The organism is Novosphingobium sp. SG720 (genome assembly GCF_012275365.1).
Lineage (GTDB): Bacteria > Pseudomonadota > Alphaproteobacteria > Sphingomonadales > Sphingomonadaceae > Novosphingobium > Novosphingobium rhizosphaerae.
In genome coordinates, this window is record NZ_JAAZQN010000004.1 from 99303 (window position 1) to 120969 (window position 21667).

Genomic DNA, 21667 nt, shown 5'->3' on the forward strand with positions numbered 1-21667 from the left:
AGGATGCGGACATGACCACGCACACTCTGTCGCCCTCGGCCACCGCCCCCCTCGCTCTTGTCATCCTCGCGGCCGGCAAGGGCACCCGCATGAAAAGCGATCTTCACAAGGTGCTGCACCCGATTGCCGGACGGCCGATGCTGCTGCACCTGATGGCCAGCGCGGGGGCCCTGGCGCCCGCGCGCCAGGTGGTGGTGGCCGGTCACGGCCGTGACCAGTTGGAAAAGGCGCTGGCCGGCAGCGCCACCATCGCCGTGCAGGAACCGCAGCTGGGCACCGGCCATGCCGTGCAGCAAGCGGAAGAGGCGCTGGCCGGTTTCGTGGGCGATGTGCTGATTCTCTATGGCGACGTGCCGTTCGTGACGGCCGCGACGATGCAGGCCATGCTCGATCGGCTGCATGCGCCCGATGCGCCGGCCGTGGTCGTGCTGGGCTTCCAGCCGGCCGATGCGCTGCAATATGGCCGAGTGATTGCCGATGGCGATCGCGTGGTGAAAATGGTGGAGCACAAGGATGCGAACGAGCAGGAGCGCGCCTGCACCCTGTGCAATTCCGGCCTCATGGCGGTGAACAGTGCCGATCTGTTTGCCCTGCTCGCGCAAGTGGGCAACGACAATGCCCAGGGCGAATATTACCTGACCGACATCGTCAACGTGGCCAATGCCGCCGGCAAAACCTGCGCCGTGGTGGTGACCGACGATCCCGACGAGGTGGCCGGCATCAACAGCCGGGGCGAACTGGCCCAGGCCGATGGCCGCTGGCAGGATCGCCGCCGCCAGTTGGCCATGGCCGATGGCGCCACGCTGGTCGCGCCCGAAACGGTATGGTTTTCGCACGATACCGTGCTGGGCCGCGACGTGACGGTGGAGCAGAACGTGGTGTTCGGCCCGGGCGTGACCGTGGCGGACAACGTGGTGATCCATGCCTTCTGCCACCTGGAAGGCTGCCGCGTGGACAGCGGGGTTTCGGTCGGGCCGTTCGCCCGCCTGCGCCCCGGTGCCGCGCTGGAGCAGGGCAGCCGGGTGGGCAATTTCGTGGAAGTGAAGAATGCGCGCCTGGGCGCCGGTGCCAAGGCCAACCACCTCACTTACCTGGGCGATGCCGATGTGGGGGCGGGCGCCAATATCGGCGCGGGCACGATCACCTGCAACTATGACGGCTATTTCAAGTATCGCACCGTGATCGGCGACCGCGCCTTCATCGGCTCGAACTCTGCCCTGATCGCCCCGGTGCGGATCGGTGCCGACGCCATCGTCGCGGCGGGCAGCACCGTCTCGCGCGACGTGTCCGATGGCGAACTGCGCCTGGTGCGCGCCGAACAACTGGTCAAGCCCGGCTGGGCGGACCGCTTCCACGACGCGATGAAAAAGAAGAAGGCCGAAGGGAAGAAGTAGGGCCTCCGTAATCGAACCTAGCCAGGCCCGCCCCGTACAGTCACTTCATCGGGCGTAACGCCATCTTCCAAGACATCCTGTCTTGTGGAGATGGCCGTGAAAGCCTCAAACCTTGCTTCCGGTTGCGCCACGTTGGCCTTGGCGCTGATGCACGCCGCGCCTGCCCATGCCGCACCCGAAGGCCCGGCACCCGAGGCAGCAACGCCTGCCGCGCCCGGCGCTGTTCCCGCCCGCAAGGTGGAAGTGTTCAGCACCGGCGTGGCCAAGGGGCGCGACCGCCTGGACAGCGCCATTTCGACCAGCGCCTTGCGCGGCGATGACATCATCCGCTTCGGGCCGCGCTCACCGGGCGACGTGCTGCGCACCTTGCCTGGCTTGCGGGTGGAATCGGGCATTGGCGAGGGCAACAACAACTTCACCGTACGCGGCCTGCCGCTGGCCGCCGGTGGATCGAAATACATGCAGATCCAGGAAGACGGCCTGCCGCTGCTGGAATTCGGCGATCTGTTCAACGCCGGGGCCGATGTCTATTTGCGCAACGATTTCAACATTGCCGCGGTCGAGGTCATCCGCGGTGGCTCTGCCTCTACCTTTGCGTCGGATTCGCCTGGTGGCCTGATCAACTTCATGTCCAAGACGGGGGACAATCCCGGCGGCGCGGTGCAGGTGTCGAGCGGGCTGAACTATGACGAGAAGCGCGTCGATTTCGATTATGGCGCGCGTCTTTCGGAAAACCTGCGCTTTCACCTCGGCGGCTTCTATCGCTCGGGCGAGGGGCCGCGCCGCATCGGCATGACCGGCTGGCGCGGCGGGCAGGTGAAATTCAACATCACCCGCACTTTTGCCAATGGCTATATCCGGTTCTACGCCAAGCTGCTCGATGATCGCTCGCCCACGTATGCGCCCTATCCCGTGGGCATCACCGGCACCAACGACAATCCGGTCTATACCAACCTCAAGAATTTCGACATTCGCCGCGATTCGGTGCTTTCGCCGTATCTTGGCCCGGTCGTGACGCTCGACAGCGCCAACCAGCCGGCTGCTTATGCGCTCAATACCGGGCAGCATGCCGTGTCACAGGCCCTGGGGCTGGAAGCAGAATTCCAGGTCGCGGGTTGGACCGTCAGCGACAAGATGCGCTACGCCGCCAATTCTGGCGACTTTGACCGCGCGTTCAATTCCAGCGTCAACACCGTTTCGGCCTTTGCCGCGGGGCAGGGCGGGGCGGGCGCGAGCGCCGTCTATGCCACCGGACCGCGCGCGGGGCAGGCGATCGGCGCCGATGTCAACGGCAATGGCCTGCTCGCGCTGTATTATGTGTCCTATCTGCAGGTCCGCTCGCTCGACAACTTTACCAACGACTTGCGCGCCACGCGGGTGTGGAAAGTGGGGCACGGCAACCTGACCACCACGCTGGGCGTCTATGCCGCCTCGCAGGCGCTCGACACCACCTGGCTGCACACCGCGATGGACATCGACGTGGTGGGCCATGGGCAGACCGCCATGGTCAATATCTTCAACAGCGCGGGCGTGGCCCAGACGCTCAATGGTTATTACGCGTTCGGGCGCGGCCGCACCGGCCAGTTCCGCCGCATCTTCGATGTGACCTATGGCGTGCTCGCCCCCTATGGCTCGGTCAATTATCACATCGGCAAGCTGGCCATCGGCGGCAGCGTGCGGCTCGATACCGGGCGGGTGCGCGGCACGCTCTATGGCGCAGACCTGGGCGGCGGGCGCGTGGGCGTGACCAGCTATGACATGAACCGCGATGGCCAGATCACCGGGCCCGAAGCGGCCGTGGCGATGCTGCCGCTCACCCAGCCGGCGCCGGTCAATTACAACTACAGCTATGTCAGCTATTCGGCCGGCGTGAACTATCGCGTGGCAGAGCCGTTCTCGGTCTTTGCGCGCTATAGCCGGGGCGGGCGGGCCAATGCCGACAAGATCCTGTTCACTCCGCTGGTCGATAGCGCCAGCGGCGCGGTGACCGATGCCAGCGGCAAGTATGACGCCGTGCGCCAGCTGGAAGGCGGGTTCAAGTTCCGCAAGCACGGCATCACTTTGAACGTCACCGGGTTCACCGCCGATGCCGACGATCACAACGTGCTCAATGGTTCGGCCAACCGCACCGATCGCACCTATCATGCCTCGGGCGTGGAAGTGGAAGGCGGGGTGGAACGCGGGGTGTTCCGCCTGGCCTATGGCGCGACCTATACCAAGGCGCGGATCACCACCGACCGGCTGGACCCGACGCTGACCGGCAAGGAGCCACGCCACCAGCCCACCTGGACGTTCAGCGCCACGCCGCAAGTCGATCTGGGCCAGGTAGCCGCCGGGGCCAACCTGGTGACCATCACGTCCAGCTATGCGCAGGACAGCAACCTGCTCAAGATGCCCGGCTTCACCACGGTCAACCTGTTTGCCCAGGTGCTGCCGGCCAAGAGCGTGCGGCTTTCATTCAACGTCAACAACCTGTTCGATACGATGGGCATCTTCGAGGTGGCGCAAAGCACCGTGCCGGCCAGCGGGCTGGGCTTTGCCCGCGCGATCACCGGGCGCACCGTTTCCACCTCGCTCGGCTTCACGTTCTGAAATCCTTGCGCGATGATATCGCGATATGATATCGCGATATCATTCGAGGCGAGGTTGGCCGTTTGCGCACTCTGGTTGATATTCCCGACGACGATATCGACAAGCTCGATGCCCTGGCGGTTCGCGCCGGCCGCTCGCGCGCGGCCGAGATTCGCGAGGCGGTGAAAGCCCACCTGCTGCGCAAGTCCAGCCAGGACTGGATTGCGCGTGGCGCCGGCTATTGGCAGGGCCGCGCCGACCTGCCCGGCAGTGGCGAATAGGGCCGGCCGGGATGTCTGATCCCATCTTCGACACCGGCATTGTCGCCGATTGGCTTGCGGGCAAGCCGCAGGCGCGCGTCGAACTGCTGCGCTATCCGCGCCACCGCATCGCCCGGCTCACCTGGATCGAGCTTTGCGCGGCAGAGCCGATGGAAACGCGCGATCATGTCCGCGAATTAATCGCCCCGTTCGAAATCGTTGAACTCGATGGGCGTATAGCCACCGCAGCGGCCGATCTGATCGGGCGCATGGGCCTTTCGCTGGCGGCGGCGGCCGTGCTGGCCACGGCGCAAGTCAGCGGGGCGATTCTGGTGACACGAAATACCAAGGATTTCCCGGCCATGATGCCGGGCATCCGGATACCCTACCAATCCTGAAGAAAGTCTGGGCCAAGATCGATGTGCGGAATTATCGGAATCGTCGGCAAGGATGAAGTGGCAGACCGGCTGGTCGACGGCCTGCGCCGCATGGAATATCGCGGCTATGACAGCGCCGGGGTCTGCACCGTGTTCGACGGGCAACTCGTGCGCCGCCGGGCCGAGGGCAAGCTGGGCAACCTGGTCAAGGAACTGGCCGGCAACCCCGCGCCGGGCCTGATCGGCATTGCCCACACCCGCTGGGCCACCCACGGCGCGCCCACCACCAGCAATGCCCATCCCCATGCCACGGGCGAAGTGGCGCTGGTGCACAACGGCATCATCGAGAATTTCCGCCCCCTGCGTGAGGCGCTGATGGCGCGCGGCCGCAAGTTCGAAAGCGAGACCGATACCGAAGTGGTCGCCCACCTCGTCTCCGAACAGGTGGAAGCGGGCAAGTCCCCGGCCGAGGCGGTCAAGGCCGTGCTGCCGCAACTGCGCGGCGCCTTTGCGCTCGCCATCGCGTTCCGCCAGCATCCCGACCTGCTGATCGGCGCGCGGCTGGGTTCGCCGCTGGTCGTCGGCTTTGGCGAGGGCGAAACCTATCTCGGGTCCGACGCGCTGGCGCTCGCGCCGTTGACGCAGAAGGTGTCGTACCTGGAAGAAGGCGACTGGGTGATCGTGCGCCGCGACGGCATCGAGGTGTTCGACGTGGACAACAATCCCGTGCAACGCGCCGTCGTCGCCTCGGGCGCCACGGCCGCCGCGATCGAGAAGGGCAACTATCGCCACTTCATGCAGAAGGAGATCTTCGAGCAGCCGATCGTGGTCGCACAAACCCTGCGCTCTTACCTGCGCCGGGTGGAACAGACCGTCTCGCTGCCGCAGATCGATTTTGACCTGGCCAGCATCAACCGCGTGACCATCGTGGCCTGCGGCACCAGCTATTACGCTGGGATGGTGGCGAAATACTGGTTCGAGCAGTTCGCCCGCCTGCCGGTGGACATCGATGTGGCCAGCGAATTCCGCTATCGCGACCCCGTGCTGGAGCCGGGCGGCCTGGCGCTGTTCATTTCGCAATCGGGCGAAACGGCAGATACCCTGGCGGCGCTGCGCCATTGCAAGGCGGCGGGGCAGACCATTGCCGTGGTCGTCAACGTGCCGACCAGTTCGATGGCGCGCGAGGCGGACCTGCTGCTGCCCACCCATGCCGGGCCGGAAATCGGCGTGGCGTCCACCAAGGCGTTCACCTGCCAGCTGGCCGTGCTCGCCGCGCTCGCCGCGCACCTGGCGGTCAAGCGTGGCCGCCTCACGCGCGAGGAAGAGGCGGTGATCGTCAACCAGCTGGCCGAAACGCCCGCCGCGCTCAATGCCGCGCTCTCGCATGACGAGGAAATCGCCGCGATGGCGCCGCTGATCGCGCCCGCGCGTGACGTGCTTTATCTGGGCCGTGGGCCGGACTATCCGCTGGCGCTGGAAGGCGCGCTCAAGCTCAAGGAAATCAGCTATATCCACGCGGAAGGATACGCGTCGGGCGAAATGAAGCATGGCCCCATCGCGCTGATCGACGAAGCGGTGCCGGTGATCGTGCTCGCCCCGTCCGGCCCGCTGTTCGAAAAGACCGTGTCCAACATGCAGGAAGTGCGCGCGCGCGGCGGCAAGATCGTGCTGATCTCCGACGCCGAAGGCCTGGCCGAAGCGGGCGAGGGCTGCCTTGCCACGATCGAGATGCCCAAGGTCCACCCGCTGATCGCCCCGCTGGTCTATGCCGTGCCGGTGCAATTGCTGGCCTATCACGTGGCCGTGGCCAAGGGCACCGACGTGGACCAGCCGCGCAACCTGGCCAAGAGCGTGACGGTGGAGTGAGCATCTAACATGCCCTCCCCCAGCCCCTCCCGCGCGGGAGGGGAGCAAAAAAAGACCCCCGCAAAGCAGGGGCCTTCCTGAAATCCCCCTCCCGCCAGCGGGAGGGGTTAGGGGAGGGGATGTTGGCTCAAGCCGAAACGTTCAGCCCCGCCAGCACGCCTTCGAACAGCTTGCGCCCGTCGGTGCCGCCCTGCGCGGCTTCAATCATGCGTTCGGGGTGCGGCATCATGCCCAGCACGTTGCCCGCTTCGTTGAGCACGCCGGCAATGTCGCGCTGCGAACCGTTGACCGGCTCGGCATAGCGGAAGGCCACGCGGCCTTCGCCTTCCAGGCGGTCGAGCGTTTCGGCATCGGCGAAATAGTTGCCGTCATGGTGCGCCACCGGAATGGTGATCACCTGGTCCTTGAAATAGCGCTGGGTGAACAGCGACTGGCTGTTTTCCACCTTGAGCGGCACTTCGCGGCAGACAAAGCGGATGCCGGCATTGCGCATCAGCGCACCGGGCAGCAGCCCTGCTTCGGTCAGAATCTGGAAGCCGTTGCACACGCCCAGCACGGGCACGCCACGCCCGGCGGCCTCGACCACGGCCTGCATGATCGGCGAACGCGCGGCCATCGCGCCCGAGCGCAGATAGTCGCCATAGGAAAAGCCACCCGGCACGGCGATGAAATCAAGGCCTTCAGGCAAGCTGGCATCGCCATGCCAGACGCGGTGGACAGTGCCGCCGCAGACCTCTTCCACCGCCACGGCCATGTCGCGGTCGCAATTCGAGCCCGGAAAGGTGATGACGGCAGAGGTGAACGGCATCAGGCGGCAACCTTCTCGATGCGATAGTTTTCGATGACCATGTTGGCGAGCAGCTTGCGGCACATATCGTCCAGCGCTTCATCGCTGGTGTCGTCGGCCACGTCCAGTTCGAACAGGCGCCCGGCGCGCACGTCCTTCACGCCGGCAAAGCCCAGCCCTTCCAGCGCATGGTGGATGGCGCGACCCTGCGGATCGAGCACCCCGTTCTTGAGGCTGACATGGACGCGGACCTTCATCGGCGGTGGGCCTTTCGCAAAATAGGCTGTTTGGGACTCGGGGCCGCCTATGCCCCCGTCCGGCGCCAAGGGCAAGTCTTGCCTAGAGCTTGGGCACGGCCACGCCATCGGGTAACACCAGCACCGTCACGGCTTTGTCTGGCGTGAGCCAGGCCTTGGCCGCTGTCTGCACGTCGGCCACGGTCAGGGCGGCCAGGCGTGCGCGGGCGGCCTGGAACCGGGCAATGCGATCGGGCCGCGATTGCGCGCGCGCCGCCAGGGCCAGCCAGCCACCATTGCCTTTCAAGGCGTTGTCCAGCCGCTCCAGCATCGGCGCGCGCGCGCGTTCCAGCACGTCGGCGTCGATCGGATGGGCGGCCAGATCGGCCATGGTCTGCGCCAGGGCGGCATGGGTGGCGGCAATGTCTGCCACGTTGACCGAGGCCTGGAGCGTGAAGGTGCCCCAGCCCGTCCACACTTGCGACATGTCGCTCGACGCGCTGGGGGAATAGGCCTTGCCCAGCTTTTCCCGCACGGTGTCGATCACTTCGATGCCGGCCACTTGCTCCACCAGGTCCATGGTGAGGGTTTGCACCGGGTCGCGATCGTCGGTGGTGGGCCATACCATGCGCACGATCGCCTGGTTGGCGGGCCCCTTGTGGCGCACGACTTGCACGCCGGGCTGCGCGGCAAAGCGGCGCTGGCGCGCTTCCTGCCAAGCCCGGAACGTTGCTTCGCGCGGGGGCAGGGCGCCAAACGTGCGCGCCACGTCGGCAATCACGGTGGCTTCGTCCACATCGCCCACCAGCGCGATTTCCAGCGCGCCACGGGCCAGCGGCTCTTTCAGCACCGGCTTCAACTGGGCAAAGCCAAGCTGCTGATAGGCCTGCGGCGATTGCAGGGTAAAGCGCGGATCACCGCCCGAGAGAATCCCGCCGAGCGCCGCCGAAAGCGCCGATCCCGGCGTGGCATCGCGCCGCGCAAAGTAATTGGCCATGCCCTGGTGAAACAGTTCTTCCGCCTCGGGCCGATAGCCGGGATCGGTGAGATAGGCAGCCATCAGCTGCAATTGCAGCAGCAGGTCGCGCGCCGTGGTGGTGCCGCCCGCGCCAAAGGTATCGCCATTGGCGCCGAAGCTGGTGCCCACCGCATGGCCGGCCAGCATCGTCTGCAACTGGTCCTGGCTATAGCGACCAAGACCGCCGGCGGGCAGGCTGGAGGCCAGGTCTACCGCCATGGGATTGTCGCGCGTTTCCAGCATCTCCCCGCCGTCCAGCGCCGCGCGCACATGGATGCGGTCTGCCTCCAGCGCGGTGCGCTTGATATTGAGCATCACGCCGTTGGCAAAGCGGATGCGGCGGATGCCAAGCGTGGCATCGGTGCTGTCGGCCACCACGGTGCCCGGCGTGCCGAAATCGGTATAGCCAAAGGTGTCGGCGGGCGCGGCTTTCCCCTCGTCCAGCGGCGCTGCCATCGCGGCCTGCCAGGTGTGGCGCAGCGCCTTGGCACCGCCCGCCGGGGTCTTGCGTCCCTGGAACCGGATCAGCGGTTGGTCCAGCGGCACCGCCTCTCGCTTCAAGGCTGCGAGCACGCTGGCCGGCGTGATCGCGGGGGCAAAGGCGTTGAAGCGTGCCAGGCCGCTGCTCGGCGTGGTCGGCACCATGTCGTCGTGCAGCAGCGACAGCGCCAGGCTGACCAGCGTGGCATTGTTGCGCGTGGCTTCGCCGGCGGCGGCATTCTCGATGCCGGTGCGCAGGTTTGCCACCTGCTCGTCCACTTCGGCCTGGGTAAAGCCCTTGGCCAGCGCCTCGCGCCACACGGTGCCGGCGGCTGCAAGGCCGCGCGCCCAGCCGCCATCGACGGTATCGACGATCAGGTTGGTGGTACGGCCGATCTTGAACACGTCGCTGGTGCCGAACCCGGCGCCGCGAAACGGCGCATCGACCCGGCGTGACAGGCTCTGGAAGCGGCGGTTGACGATGCCATAGCCGATCTGGCGCAGCAGGTTCTCGCGCCGCATGGCGATGGTGTCGGGCTCGTCGGTCCAGGGGCCATGGCGCGCCACGGTCAACCGCTCGGCCAGCGCCGGGTTGATCCAGATTTCGGTCTGTCCGCGCTGATGGGGCAAGACTTTGCCCTGGCCCGGCCGGGCCGGGGCAGGCGCCGCCTGCCAATCGCCAAAGCGCCGGGCGATCGCGGCGGTCACCTTGTCGGGATCGACGTCCCCGATCACCACCAGGGTGGTCTTCTCCGGCACATAATGGGCTTGCCAGAATTGCTTGAGGCTTTGCGCGGTGGCCGCGTCGATCGTCTGCACGGTGCCGATCGGCAGCCGCTTGGGATAGGTCGCCTTGGGATAGAAGAACGCCAACTGGTCCTGGAAATTGTCCAGCGCATAGCCTTGCCCGTCGCGCAGTTCCGACAGCACCACCCCGCGCTCGCGCGCCACCGCCTCGGGCGAGAAGGTCAGCTCGCTGGCCGTTTCGCGCATCAGCATCAGCGCGGTATCGACCAGGTCGTCGTCGGCGCGCGGCAGGTCGAGCATATAGGTGGTCTGCTCGAAGCTGGTCTGCGCGTTGGTATCCGCGCCAAAGGCCAGCCCCTTGCGTTCGAGCAGGCGCACCATTTCGCCTTCGGGCACGTGGGTGCTGCCGTTGAACGCCATGTGTTCCACGAAATGGGCAAACCCGCGCTCGCTCGCCGTTTCGTCCAGCGATCCGGTGGCCACGTCCAGCCGCACCTGCACGGTGCCCTTGGGCGTGGCGTTTGGCACGATGATCGTGCGCATGCCGTTGGCCAGCCGGCCAAAGCGGAAGCGGGGATCAGGCGCGAGGTCGGATTTCTCGAACACCCAGGTGGGCGCTGCGGCCGCATGGGTTGGCGGCGCCGCGGCCGGACCATGGCCCAGGCCGGCGCAGGCGCTCAACAGCAGTGCGGCAACAAGGGGCAGGAGGCGGGGCGCGGCCGGGCGATGGCGGGTCATTGCCTTGCGTTTGCCCCGCTCCTTGTGCGGCGGCAAGCGCTTATCGTGCGGCGCGGCGCTCTGTTCCGGCGTGTTGTGCGGCGAGCAGGGCGGCCAGTTCCGCCGCCGGCAAGGGCGGGCTGATGGCATAGCCTTGCGCGAGGTTGCACCCTTGCTGCGCCAGCAGGTCAAGGTCGTCGGCCAGTTCCACCCCTTCGGCCAGCGTTTCGATGCCCAGCGCGCCGGCCAGCGTGGTGATCGACCGCACGATGGCCTGGGCGCCGCGATCCCCGCGCAAGTTGCGCACAAAATTGCCGTCGATCTTGAAGGTGTCCACCGGAAAGCTGCGCAAGTGGTGGAGCGAGGAATAGCCCATGCCGAAATCATCGAGCGCGATGCGCACGCCCAACTGGCGCAGCGTGGCCAGCGTCGCCTGGCTACGCTCGGCATTGGCGGCCAGCACGCGCTCGGTCAGTTCCAGTTCAAGCCGGTGTGGCGGCAGCTTGGCAGCGGCGAGCGCCTGGACCAGCGTGGGCAGCAGCGCCGGATGCGCGAACTGGCGCCCGGAAAGGTTGACCGACACGGCGATCTCGCCGGGCCAGGTGGCCGCCTGGGCACAGGCCTCGCGGATCACCCATTCGCCGATCGGCATGATCAGCCCGCATTCCTCGGCCAGCGGCACGAACTGGGCGGGGGAAATCGGCCCGTTCGTGTGATGGTTCCAGCGCAGCAACGCTTCGCATGCCACGATCCGGCGATGTTGCAGGCTGAAGGTCGGTTGGAACGCCAGGGTGAATTCGCCCGTGCGAAGGGCCTGGGCCAGGTCTTCCTCCATCCGGCGGCGCTGGCGTACGCGCTCGTCCAGGCTGGCTTCGAAGAAGTGATAGGTGCCCTTGCCCTCGTCCTTGGCGCGATAGAGTGCCAGGTCCGCGGCGCGCAGCAGCGCGTTGCCATCCGCCCCGTCTTCCGGCCCGATCGCCATGCCGAAACTGGCGCTCAGCGGCACGAGTCGCTCGCCCAGCAGGATCGGGCTGTTGACCTGGGCATGCAGCATGCGGGCAATGGCGGTGCAATCCTGATCGGGTGGCAGGCCTGAAATCAGCAGGCCGAACTCGTCGCCACCGAACCGCGCGATCATTGCATCGGGGAATTGCCGTTGCAGCCGCAGGCCGGCCTCGCGCAGCAGCATGTCGCCGGTGGGATGGCCCAGCGTGTCGTTGATCAGCTTGAAATCATCAAGGTCGATGAACGCCACCAGCGTGCGATGTTCGGCATGCTGGCGGGCGATCGCGCGATCGAGCTTTTCGGCAAAGAAGCTGCGGTTGGGCAGGCCGGTCAGCCCGTCGTGCAACGCGGTGTGGACGATGCGCCGCTCGCGCTCGTCCACGGCATCGACCATGGCGTTGAACCGGCGGGCAATATCGGCCAGTTCCGCGTCGCCTTCCTCGGAAAGGCGGGCTGCCTCGCCCTTGGCATAGCGCTCGCTCGCTTCGGAAAGCGCCTGCAGCGGGCCGGCAATCGCCGCGACCAGATCGCGCGTCAGCCACAATGCCAGCGACAGCCCGGCCAGGATCAGCAGGATTTCGGCCAGCGAAATGCCGTTGATCGCCACCATTGCCAGGACCAGCGCCACCGGCACCAGCACCCCGGTCAACGCGATGCGGGTGCGCAGGCTGCCGGTGGGCACGGCGGCCGCACGCGGCGGGTCATTTCGGCCGGGCAGGCGCAACATGGCGCTCAGCCAGCCATGTGGCCCGGCCGTACCGTGCGCGGCGCGGCAGATGCCGGCCTTGGGCTGGCAGTGGTGGCATGAAGGCACGGTTTCACCATGGCCGGCAATCTGCGCGGCACACGGCTAAGATATGGATCAGGCGATCATGCGCAGTGCAACGCACAAGGCATTAGGGAAAAATCCGCCATCCCACGCCGGGGCGCGGGCATGCGAAAGGGCCGGCGAATTGCTTCGCCGGCCCCACCTTCTTCATAGCGTTTCGGCGGCCCTGGCGGGCGCCCTGCTTACTTCTTGGTGCGCAGCTTGCGGTGCGCGCCCAGGTCCAGCACTTCGCTCGGCCCGTCGTTGTCGAGCAAGCCCAGGCGGCGCGCCACTTCCTGGTAGGCTTCTTCCTCGCCACCCAGGTCGCGGCGGAAACGGTCCTTGTCCAGCTTTTCGCCGGTGACCATGTCCCACAGGCGGCAACCGTCGGGGCTGATTTCGTCGGCCAGGATCACGCGGCTATAGTCGCCATCCCAGATGCGGCCGAATTCCAGCTTGAAGTCCACCAGGCGGATGTTGATCGAAGCGAACATCCCGCACAGGAAATCGTTCACGCGGATCGCCATCGCGGAAATGTCCTGCATTTCCTCGTTGCTGGCCCAGCCGAAGCAGGCGATGTGCTCTTCGGCCACCATCGGGTCGCCCAGCGCATCGTCCTTGTAGTAGTATTCGATCAGGGTGTGGGGCAGGGGCTCGCCCTCGGCAATGCCCAGCCGCTTGGAAATCGAACCGGCGGCCACGTTGCGCACCACCACCTCGATCGGCACGATTTCCACCTGGCGCACCAGCTGCTCGCGCATGTTGAGCCGGCGGATGAAGTGCGTGGGAATGCCGATGTGCGCCAGGCGCGTGAACACATACTCGCTGATGCGGTTGTTGATCACGCCCTTGCCGTTGATCGTTCCGCGCTTCTGCGCGTTGAACGCGGTGGCATCATCCTTGAAGTACTGGATGAGAGTGCCTGGCTCGGGGCCTTCGTAAAGGATCTTGGCCTTGCCTTCGTAGATCTGGCGGCGACGCGACATGCGGCTTCTTCCTGCACGGCGGGGGCGATCGGCCCGCCCCCATGGAAAAACAATAAACCCCGGCAGACGAGGGAGTCGCGAGGCGACTGCATCGTGTGGGCCGGGGCATTCCCACCCGCCCATATGCGAAAACGCGGGGAAACGCAAACGCTGGCAAAGCGTTCGGCGTTCTGGAACATTTGATGCAATCTTATCGCCCTATCTTGAAAGCCGCCCTGGCTGCACAAGGCGGGCATCACGGCGGGGCCGCCCCGGCTTCGCCACCAAGGTATCCCTCTCTGCCCAAGGATGACGTGTGATGAGCAAGGTTCTGGTTCTCTATTATTCCAGCTATGGCCACATCGAAACGATGGCCAATGCCATTGCCGAAGGCGCCCGCGAAACCGGCGCCACGGTGGACGTGAAGCGCGTTCCCGAAACCGCCCCGCTCGAAGTGGCGCAGGCTGCTCATTTCAAGCTGGACCAGGCTGCCCCGGTGGCAACGGTTGCCGAACTGGCCGAATACGACGCCATCATCGTGGGCACCGGCACGCGCTTTGGCCGGATCAGCTCGCAGATGGCGGCATTCCTCGACCAGGCCGGTGGCCTGTGGGCCAGGGGCGCGCTCAACGGCAAGGTCGGCGCGGCGTTCACCTCCACCGCCAGCCAGCATGGCGGCCAGGAAACCACGCTGTTCTCGATCCTGACCAACCTGCTGCACTTCGGCATGACGATCGTGGGCCTCGACTATGGCTTCCAGGGCCAGCTCACGCTTGATGCCGTGCATGGTGGCGCGCCTTATGGCGCCACCACCATTGCTGGTGGCGATGGCAGCCGCCAGCCCAGCGAGATCGAACTGGATGGCGCGCGCTATCTGGGCCGCCGGGTGGCCAACACGGCCAACAAGCTGTTCAGCTGATGCGCATCGCCTGAAACCGACCGGCACGCGCAATGACGCAAGCGGTGCAGGCCCGTCCTGCGCCGCTTCATTGCATATGGGCAATACAGCATGCCAAAACGGTATGTGGCGGCGCCCGGTCCGATCGGCTAGCGCAGGGCGCGACAACGCTTCGCCCCACGGACTTACGGAGACCCGCCTGATGTCGCGCGCCGCCACGCTTGCCCTGCTGGAAACCTATTACGCCGCTTTCAACGCCGGGGATTGGGACGGCATGCTGGCGTGCCTGGCCGAAGATGTTGCCCACGATATCAACCAGGGCAGCCGCCAGGTGGGCAAGGACACCTTTGCCACGTTCCTTGGCCACATGGAGCGCTGCTATAAAGAGCGCCTCGAAGACATCGTGCTGATGGCCAACGAGGACGGCACCCGCGCGGCGGCCGAATTCGTCGTCCATGGCAGCTATCTTGCCACCGACGAAGGCCTGCCCGAAGCCCAGGGGCAAACCTATGTCCTGCCGGCCGGTGCCTTCCTGGCGGTAGACGGCGGCAAGATCACCCGCCTGACGATGTATTACAACCTGGCCGACTGGACGGCACAAGTGGTGGGCGAATGAGCGTTGCCATCCGCCCGCTGAGCGGCGCGGAAGTGACGGCCGCGCTCGATGATTTGGCGCGCTTGCGCATCGCGGTCTTTGCGGCCTGGCCCTATCTCTATGATGGGGATCGGGAATATGAGGCGCGCTATCTGGCCGAATATGCCGCCGCGCCCGGTGCCGTGCTGGTGGCTGCGTTCGATGGCGCTCGCATCGTCGGGGCGGCAACGGCCGCGCCGATGCTGCACCAGAAGGCGGAATTTCGCGCCCCGTTCGAAGCGCGCGGCATTGACACGGCAAGCCTGTTCTATTTCGGGGAAAGCGTGCTGCTGCCCGAATATCGCGGCGCCGGCATCGGCCATGCCTTTTTCGATCACCGCGAAGACGCTGCCCGCGCCGCCGGGGCGCAGACGGCCTGCTTTGCCGCCGTGATTCGCAGCGCCGATCATCCCGCGCGCCCGGCGGGCTATCGTCCGCTCGATGCCTTCTGGCAGGCTCGCGGCTATGCGCTGATCCCCGGCCTCGTCACGCAGCTGGCGTGGAAAGAGCATGGCGCGGCGCAGGAAACCCCAAAGCCCATGCAATACTGGCTCAAGCATCTGTCATAAAAGGCGCCCCATGCCGCGTTTCACCGTTGCCGCCGCACAATATCCGATCGATCGCCTGGCCGATTGGGCGGCTTATGAAGCCAAGCTGACCGCCTGGGTGGAAGAGGCCGTGGCCGCCGGCGCGGCGCTGCTGGTCTTTCCCGAATATGGCGCGATGGAACTCGCCAGCCTTGATCCGGCGACCATGGGTGACCTGGCCGGTTCGATCGACACGGTTTCGGCGCTCTTGCCCCGCGTCGATGCGCTGCACGCGCGGTTGGCGCAGGCCCATGGCGTGCATATCCTGGCTGCCAGCGCACCGCGCCGCGATGGCGATGGCCGGTCACGCAATGCCGCGCGCCTGTTCGCCCCCGATGGCGCCATGGCCACGCAAGACAAGCTGATCATGACCCGGTTCGAGCGCGAGGAGTGGTTCATCACCGGTGGCGACGCCCTGCGCGTGTTCGATACCGCCCTGGGCCGCCTGGCGATCACGATCTGCTATGACAGCGAATTTCCGCTGCTGGCCCGCGCTGCGGTGGAAGCGGGCGCGCAAGTGCTGCTGGTGCCCAGTTGCACCGATACGCTGCACGGCTATTGGCGCGTGCGGCTGGGCAGCCAGGCCCGCGCGCTGGAAGGGCAATGCTTCGTGGTGCAATCGCCCACCGTGGGCGACGCGGCATGGTCTCCCGCCGTGGACGTCAACCGGGGTGCGGCGGGCATCTATGGCCCGCCCGATGCAGCGCCCGCGGGCGGCGGCATGCCGGCCGATGGCGTGCTGGCACTGGGCGAAGAAGGCGTGGGCCAATGGGTCTATGCCACGATCGACACCGCCCACGTGGATGCGCTGCGCTGCGAAGGTGGCGTCCTCACCGTGGCGCATTGGACCGAGCAGCCCGGTGCAGCGCCATTGCCCGCGGTGGCGATCGTGCCGCTTGGCGGAAGCGTGTAACGCAACGGAAACGTTGATTTTATGCCAAGCGACCGACGTTTGTGACGGTGCGCTGCAGACCTCTGCTATTTGTCATACAATTGTCTCCAAGCGCTTCTAACTGCCGCCCCAGTATCTTGTGCGCTGCACATAATGAGGGGGTTGCATACCGTGCCAGTTCCGTTTTCGCATCGCGCATGCATGGCCGTTTCGGCCGGTGTCCTGGCTCTTGCCCTGGCTGCCACGTCCGCTGCCGCGCAGCAGGCCCCCGCGGCAGAGCCGGCGCCGTCCGGCGATGATATCGTCGTCACGGCGGTCAAGGCCACGCGCTCGGCTACGGCGGTAACCTCGGTCGAAATGCAGAAGCTGCTGCCGGGCATCAATCCGCTGAAAGCGATCCAGACCCTGCCCGGCGTGATGTATGTCACCGCCGATCCCTGGGGCAACAACGAGCAGAACGCCTCGCTGTTCATCCACGGCTTTGCCGGCAACCAGCTGGGCTACACGCTTGATGGCGTGCCGCTGGGCGATCAGTCCTATGGCAACTACAACGGCCTTTCGCCCCAGCGCGCGGTGATTTCGGAAAACGTTGGCCGGGCGATCGTCTCCACCGGCGCGGCCGATCTGGGCCTGGCTTCCACCAGCAACCTTGGCGGCGGGATCGAGACGTTCACCCAGGATCCCACGGCCCAGCGCGGCGCCACGCTCAACCAGACGATCGGCAGCTATGGCACCTCGCGTACGTTCCTGCGCCTCGATTCGGGCACGTTCGGCAATGGCAACAGCCTCTACGTCTCGGGCCTGCGCCAGCGTGCCCGCGCCTGGGATTTCAACGGCCGCCAGGGCGGCTGGCAGGCCAATGCCAAGTTCGTGCACGATGACAGCATGGGCAAGCTGACCGCCTATTTCGCCTATTCCGACAAGATCGAACCCAACGAAGACGCCACCACCGTCTACAAGGTGGCGACCACCCCGGCGCAGGCCTACCAGCCCTATACCCGCCCGTTCACCTATCCCGATTTCGCCGCGGCGGTGGCCTACCTTGATGCCAATGGCAACGTGCCGGCCAAGGAAGCCAACAACTACCGCAACTATTATTCCGATGCGCAGCGCACCGATTACCTCGGCTACCTGAAGTACCAGGCGCACCTGTCGAGCAAGATCGACTGGTCTACCCAGGTCTATTACCACCACAACGATGGCGTGGGCGTGGTCGCCGGGCCGATCACCGTGGCATCGCTGCCCACGCTGTTCGCGCTCTATTTTCCGGGGCAGAACCTCAAGCTCGCCACCGGCAATTCGGGCTATGCCATCCGCACCACCGAATACCGCATCGATCGCGGCGGGGTGATCAGCAATGTCACGGCGGATGCCGGCAACCACCACATCGAAGTGGGCGGCTGGATGGAATACAACAGCTCCTCGGCCTATCGCCGCTGGTACGCGCTCGATGTGAACCACCCGGAGCGCTACAGCCCCTATATCCGTCCCAGCAACCCGCTGTTCACGCAATATGGCAGCGAGATTCGCAACACCGTGGTGCAACTCCACGCGCAGGACGATTGGCACGTGCTGCCCAATCTGCTGGTCCAGGCCGGGGTGAAATCCAGCCTCCAGTTCGCGCGCGGCGACATGGTGGTGCAGCCGATCATCGGCTCGCTGCCCGGCTCCTCGTCGGCGCTGCCCAGCGGGGAAATCGACACCAAGCGCTGGTTCCTGCCCACGTTCGGCGCCAAGTGGGATTTCACCGGCAGCGAGCAGGTCTATGTCAACGTGCAGAAGAACCTGCGCCAGTTCATGACCTATGGCGGCGGCGGGGTTTCGCCCTGGAGCACCGGCAGCCAGGCCGCGTTCGATGCGTTCAAGCGCGATGGCAAGCCGGAAACCTCGTGGACTTATGAACTGGGCCTGCGCAGCAACCACGAACTGGGCCGCGGCATCGGCATCAATGCCCAGCTCAACGTCTATCACGTCGATTTCCACGATCGCCTGCTGGGGATCACCCCGGCGGTGGGCGGCCTGGGCGGCAGTTCCATCGCAGGCGGCACCCCGGCGATCTTCAACGTCGGCGGGGTCAAGACCGATGGCGTCGACGTGGCCCTGACGCTGCGCTTTGGCCAGGTCTTTTCGCTCTACAACGCCTTCAGCTACAACCGCTCGATCTACGATAGCGACTATTCCACGCTCACCGTGGTCAACGGCAGCGCCGCCACCGGCACCCGCATCGGCGGCACGGCCACGGTCAATGGCGTGGTGCCCACGGGCGGCAAGCGCATTCCGGGCAGCCCCTCTGTGCTCGACAAGACCGTTGCCACGCTGACCCTGGGCGCGTTCGAAGGGCAGTTGGTGGGCGACTATGTTGGCCGTCGCTATGCCACTTATACCAACGATGCCTGGGTCGACCCCACGTTCACCGCCGCGCTGCGCCTTGCCTACAAGCTGCCGGCCGAACGCCTGGGCCTGCGCAAGGCCGAGGTTTCGGTGAACGTCACCAACCTGTTCGATGAAAAGGGCACCTCGACGGTGTCGGTCAGCTCGAATACCAACACCTATGCCATCTATCCGCTGGCGCCGCGCCAGTGGTTCGCCACACTCTCTTTGGGGCTTTGATCATGACCGGTCCGGTTTCGCGTCGCGTTGTTCTTGCCGCCGGGGCCGGCCTTGCCGGCACGGCGGCGCTTCCTGCCCTGGCACGCCAGGGCAGGAAGGGCGCGGGGCGGCCGGCCCATCCTCTTGTGCTGGGCCATCGCGGCGCCTGTGCGCACCGGCCCGAACACACCATTGCATCCTATCAGCGCGCCGTGGCCGATGGCGCCGATTTCATCGAGCCCGATCTGGTGCCGACCAAGGACGGCGTGCTGGTTTCGCGCCACGAACCCAACATTGCCGAAACCACCGACGTTGCCAGCCGCCCTGAATTTGCCGCGCGCAAGACCGTGGCGGTGATCGACGGGGAGCGCCAGGAAGGCTGGTTCACCCCCGACTTCACCCTGGCCGAACTCAAGACGCTGCGCGCCAAGGAACGCCTGGGCAAGCTGCGCCCGGAAAGCATGGCGTTCGACGGCCAGTTCCAGATCCTGACGTTTGACGAGATCGTCGCCTTTGCCGCCACGGCTGCCAAGAGCCGTGCGCGTCCGCTCGGGATCATTCCCGAAATCAAGCACTCCACGTATTTCCACAGCCTGGGCCATGACATGGAAGCCAAGCTGCTGGCCGCGATCCGTGCGCATGCCTGGCTGCAGCACGCCCCGGTCATCGTGCAGTCGTTCGAGGTGGCCAACCTCAAGCGCTTGCGTCCGCTGCTGGCGCGGCATCGCAACATCGCGCTGATGCAGTTGACCGAAGAGCCCGGCAAGCGCCCGGCAGACGTGCTCGCTGCCGGTGGCACTCTCACCTATGGCGAGATCCTGTCTGCGCCTGGCCTGGCGCAAGTGGCAGGCTATGCAGACTGGATCGCGCCCTGGAACCGCACGCTGATCGACGTGGGCAGCGATGGCGCGTTGCAGGCGCCGGGCCCGATCATTGCCGATGCCCATCGTGCCGGTCTCAAGGTGGGTTGCTACACCTTCCGGCCAGAGCCGGTTTTCCTTCCCGCCGATCTGCGCCAGTGCGGCACTGCGCTGCGCTGCGAAAGCGGCAGCGTCGCGGAAATCCGCAAGTATCTTGCCGCCGGCATCGACGGCTTCTTCACCGATGATCCGGCGCTCGGCCGCCGCGCCGTGGATGGAGCCTGATCGCTCGGCCGGCAAGAAACCTGCGGCTTGGCGCTGGACTTTTTGCATTGCAGCGTATTTTATTGCGGTGCGACGGGCATCGCGGCGCGCCACCCATGCGGTGGCGCGTGGGGATGCGCGCGAACAGGGATCATTTGGAAGGGAATGCGGTGAGCCAGCCAGCCGTGCTGTTTGTTTGCCTGGGCAATATCTGCCGGTCGCCCATGGCCGAGGCGGCATTCCGGGCCGAGGCGGTCAAGGCGGGCCTGGCCGTGACGATCGATTCGGCCGGCACGGGCAGCTGGCATGCCGGCAATCCGCCCGATCCGCGCGCGCAGGCCATGGCGCTCAAGCACGGCATCGACATTTCACGCTATCGTGCCCGCCAGGTGACCGAAGACGATTTCACCAAGTTCGGCCAGATTTTCGCGCTCGATTCGCAGAACCTGCAGGACTTGAAGCGCATGGCCCCGCGCCGCACGCTGGCCCGCGTGAGCCTGCTGATGGACCTAGTGCCCGGCCGGGAAGGGCAGGCGGTGATCGATCCTTATTACGGTGACGAGCAGGATTTCGCCGAAGCGTGGGAAGACGTCAGCGAGGCGGCACGCCGCCTGGTGGCCCGCATGCAGCGCTGAACCGCGCCACCGGGGCCATTCCCTCTTGATTTGCACAGCGAAACGCACGAAAGCACCGGCCATGCCCGCACGCATCTATCAGCGCCCGAAAAATGCCATGCAGTCCGGCAAGGCCCGTACTGCTGACTGGCTCCTGGAATTCGCCCCCGAAGAGGCCAAGCGCCCCGATCCCCTCATGGGTTGGGCCGGCTCGGGCGACACCAAGCAGCAAGTCATCCTCACATTCGAAACCGAGGCCGACGCCCGCGCTTATGCCGACAAGTATGGCATTGCCGTGCATGTCACCCCCACGCCGCCCCGCCGGCTGAAGCTGCAGAGCTACGCCGACAATTTCCGTTGATGGATCATGCCGGCGCTTGCAATCGGCGCGCGCCGGCGCCATAGGGCGGGCCGGGAGTCGGGCGGACGTTTGCGTTCGCCAACCTGGTCAGGTCCGGAAGGAAGCAGCCACAACGGATTGCGGCGGGTCGCCCGGCTCCTTCTTCGGCAAGAATTTCAATCGTCTTGCCCGGATGCTTTCATCCGCCCCCGCGCCGATTGGCGCCCTTCCGTGGCCGGAACCAGCCCCATCGCCTTGCCCCCAAGTGCCTTGCCAAGGCCAAACGCGGGCATATCCACATAGACGCTTTCGCAGCCACCGGCCGGAACGGCATAGGTTTCGTGAAAGATACCCACACCGCCGCCCTGCTTGCGTGCTGCCTTGTTGAACGCGCGCCAGGCGGGCCAATGCGTCTTGTCGGGTGCGCGGGCATAGGCTTCCAGGCTGTCGAAATCGCGCCAGTATTGCACCAGCATCACCGTGCGCAAGCCGCGCAGCATCGGCTCGAAACCCAGGAAGCCACTGTCGGGCGCGGCCGAAAGTTCGGCCAGCATCGGCCCCATCGCCCGGGCCACCGGCAACCAGGCGCTGACTGCGCGAAAGCGGTTGATGCGCATGCCGATCAGGAACACCACCAGGGGGGCGCTGGTCTGGGCGGTAAAGCGGCCGGGCACGATCGTGGTCATCGCGGCCCAGGGTATCAAACCGCGCTGCGTGCGCAACCTTGCGGGAAACCGTGGCACCCCCCTTCGACATTT

At 66.0% G+C, this 21667-nt stretch carries 19 protein-coding genes and 1 other RNA gene; 14 read left to right on the forward strand and 6 right to left on the reverse strand.

Going from position 1 to position 21667, the window contains the following annotated elements; all coding sequences use genetic code 11:
• Positions 1-11: 11 nt before the first annotated feature.
• The 5 genes from glmU to glmS all read left to right on the forward strand — a co-directional run bounded on the left by glmU (position 12) and on the right by glmS (position 6468).
• A complete protein-coding gene (gene glmU / locus FHW94_RS15040) occupies positions 12-1394 on the forward strand; it encodes a bifunctional UDP-N-acetylglucosamine diphosphorylase/glucosamine-1-phosphate N-acetyltransferase GlmU (protein WP_168556667.1) in 1383 nt (460 codons plus the stop codon).
• A 90-nt stretch (positions 1395-1484) separates the two neighbouring features.
• The gene (locus tag FHW94_RS15045) at positions 1485-3986 is read left to right on the forward strand and encodes a TonB-dependent receptor (RefSeq protein ID WP_168556668.1); all 2502 of its coding nucleotides are present in this window, start codon (positions 1485-1487) and stop codon (positions 3984-3986) included.
• Between the two features lie 62 nt (positions 3987-4048).
• Positions 4049-4246 carry a ribbon-helix-helix protein, CopG family gene (locus tag FHW94_RS15050; RefSeq protein ID WP_168556669.1) on the forward strand — a complete coding sequence of 66 codons (198 nt, stop codon included), beginning with the start codon at positions 4049-4051 and terminating at the stop codon, positions 4244-4246.
• A gap of 11 nt (positions 4247-4257) precedes the next feature.
• Positions 4258-4623 carry a PIN domain-containing protein gene (locus tag FHW94_RS15055; RefSeq protein ID WP_168556670.1) on the forward strand — a complete coding sequence of 122 codons (366 nt, stop codon included), beginning with the start codon at positions 4258-4260 and terminating at the stop codon, positions 4621-4623.
• A 21-nt stretch (positions 4624-4644) separates the two neighbouring features.
• Positions 4645-6468 carry a glutamine--fructose-6-phosphate transaminase (isomerizing) gene (gene glmS / locus FHW94_RS15060; RefSeq protein WP_168556671.1) on the forward strand — a complete coding sequence of 608 codons (1824 nt, stop codon included), beginning with the start codon at positions 4645-4647 and terminating at the stop codon, positions 6466-6468.
• Positions 6469-6595: 127 nt separating this feature from the next.
• Here the strand turns inward: glmS and purQ are convergent, their stop codons facing one another.
• From purQ to purC, 5 genes are all read right to left on the reverse strand, one after another.
• Positions 6596-7276 carry a phosphoribosylformylglycinamidine synthase subunit PurQ gene (gene purQ / locus FHW94_RS15065; protein WP_168556672.1) on the reverse strand — a complete coding sequence of 227 codons (681 nt, stop codon included), beginning with the start codon at positions 7274-7276 and terminating at the stop codon, positions 6596-6598.
• Complete coding sequence (gene purS / locus FHW94_RS15070) at positions 7276-7512, reverse strand: phosphoribosylformylglycinamidine synthase subunit PurS (RefSeq protein WP_168556673.1); 237 nt, start codon at positions 7510-7512, stop codon at positions 7276-7278. The genes purQ and purS overlap by 1 nt, the downstream gene beginning before the upstream one ends.
• An 82-nt stretch (positions 7513-7594) precedes the next feature.
• Positions 7595-10474: an insulinase family protein gene (locus tag FHW94_RS15075; protein WP_168556674.1), complete on the reverse strand. Its 2880-nt coding sequence runs from the start codon at positions 10472-10474 to the stop codon at positions 7595-7597.
• 40 nt (positions 10475-10514) lie between these two features.
• Positions 10515-12272 carry a GGDEF domain-containing phosphodiesterase gene (locus tag FHW94_RS15080; RefSeq protein ID WP_168556675.1) on the reverse strand — a complete coding sequence of 586 codons (1758 nt, stop codon included), beginning with the start codon at positions 12270-12272 and terminating at the stop codon, positions 10515-10517.
• Between the two features lie 197 nt (positions 12273-12469).
• Positions 12470-13252: a phosphoribosylaminoimidazolesuccinocarboxamide synthase gene (purC, locus tag FHW94_RS15085; protein ID WP_168556676.1), complete on the reverse strand. Its 783-nt coding sequence runs from the start codon at positions 13250-13252 to the stop codon at positions 12470-12472.
• A 298-nt stretch (positions 13253-13550) separates the two neighbouring features.
• On the opposite strand from purC, the gene wrbA reads away from it, so the two are divergent.
• From wrbA to ffs, 9 genes are all read left to right on the forward strand, one after another.
• Positions 13551-14150 (forward strand): NAD(P)H:quinone oxidoreductase, encoded by a 600-nt coding sequence (gene wrbA, locus FHW94_RS15090; RefSeq protein ID WP_168556677.1) that lies wholly within the window; start codon positions 13551-13553, stop codon positions 14148-14150.
• Positions 14151-14331: 181 nt separating this feature from the next.
• A complete protein-coding gene (locus FHW94_RS15095; RefSeq protein WP_168556678.1) occupies positions 14332-14745 on the forward strand; it encodes a ketosteroid isomerase-related protein in 414 nt (137 codons plus the stop codon).
• Positions 14742-15332, forward strand: coding sequence for a GNAT family N-acetyltransferase (locus FHW94_RS15100; RefSeq protein ID WP_168556679.1), 591 nt, complete (start codon positions 14742-14744; stop codon positions 15330-15332). The genes FHW94_RS15095 and FHW94_RS15100 overlap by 4 nt, the downstream gene beginning before the upstream one ends.
• Before the next feature lie 10 nt (positions 15333-15342).
• On the forward strand, positions 15343-16263 hold the full coding sequence (locus tag FHW94_RS15105) for a carbon-nitrogen hydrolase family protein (RefSeq protein ID WP_168556680.1): 921 nt from the start codon (positions 15343-15345) through the stop codon (positions 16261-16263).
• Between the two features lie 180 nt (positions 16264-16443).
• Positions 16444-18852: a TonB-dependent receptor plug domain-containing protein gene (locus tag FHW94_RS15110; protein ID WP_246866169.1), complete on the forward strand. Its 2409-nt coding sequence runs from the start codon at positions 16444-16446 to the stop codon at positions 18850-18852.
• 2 nt (positions 18853-18854) lie between these two features.
• Positions 18855-19976 (forward strand): glycerophosphodiester phosphodiesterase family protein, encoded by a 1122-nt coding sequence (locus FHW94_RS15115; RefSeq protein ID WP_168556682.1) that lies wholly within the window; start codon positions 18855-18857, stop codon positions 19974-19976.
• Positions 19977-20125: 149 nt separating this feature from the next.
• Positions 20126-20590: a low molecular weight protein-tyrosine-phosphatase gene (locus FHW94_RS15120; protein WP_168556683.1), complete on the forward strand. Its 465-nt coding sequence runs from the start codon at positions 20126-20128 to the stop codon at positions 20588-20590.
• 61 nt (positions 20591-20651) lie between these two features.
• The gene (locus FHW94_RS15125; RefSeq protein WP_168556684.1) at positions 20652-20930 is read left to right on the forward strand and encodes an ETC complex I subunit; all 279 of its coding nucleotides are present in this window, start codon (positions 20652-20654) and stop codon (positions 20928-20930) included.
• A 50-nt stretch (positions 20931-20980) separates the two neighbouring features.
• Positions 20981-21075: signal recognition particle sRNA small type (gene ffs / locus FHW94_RS15130), an RNA gene on the forward strand.
• Positions 21076-21085: 10 nt separating this feature from the next.
• Here ffs and FHW94_RS15135 read toward each other — a convergent pair.
• Positions 21086-21595, reverse strand: coding sequence for a DUF4188 domain-containing protein (locus tag FHW94_RS15135; RefSeq protein WP_168556685.1), 510 nt, complete (start codon positions 21593-21595; stop codon positions 21086-21088).
• Between the last annotated feature and the right edge of the window lie 72 nt (positions 21596-21667).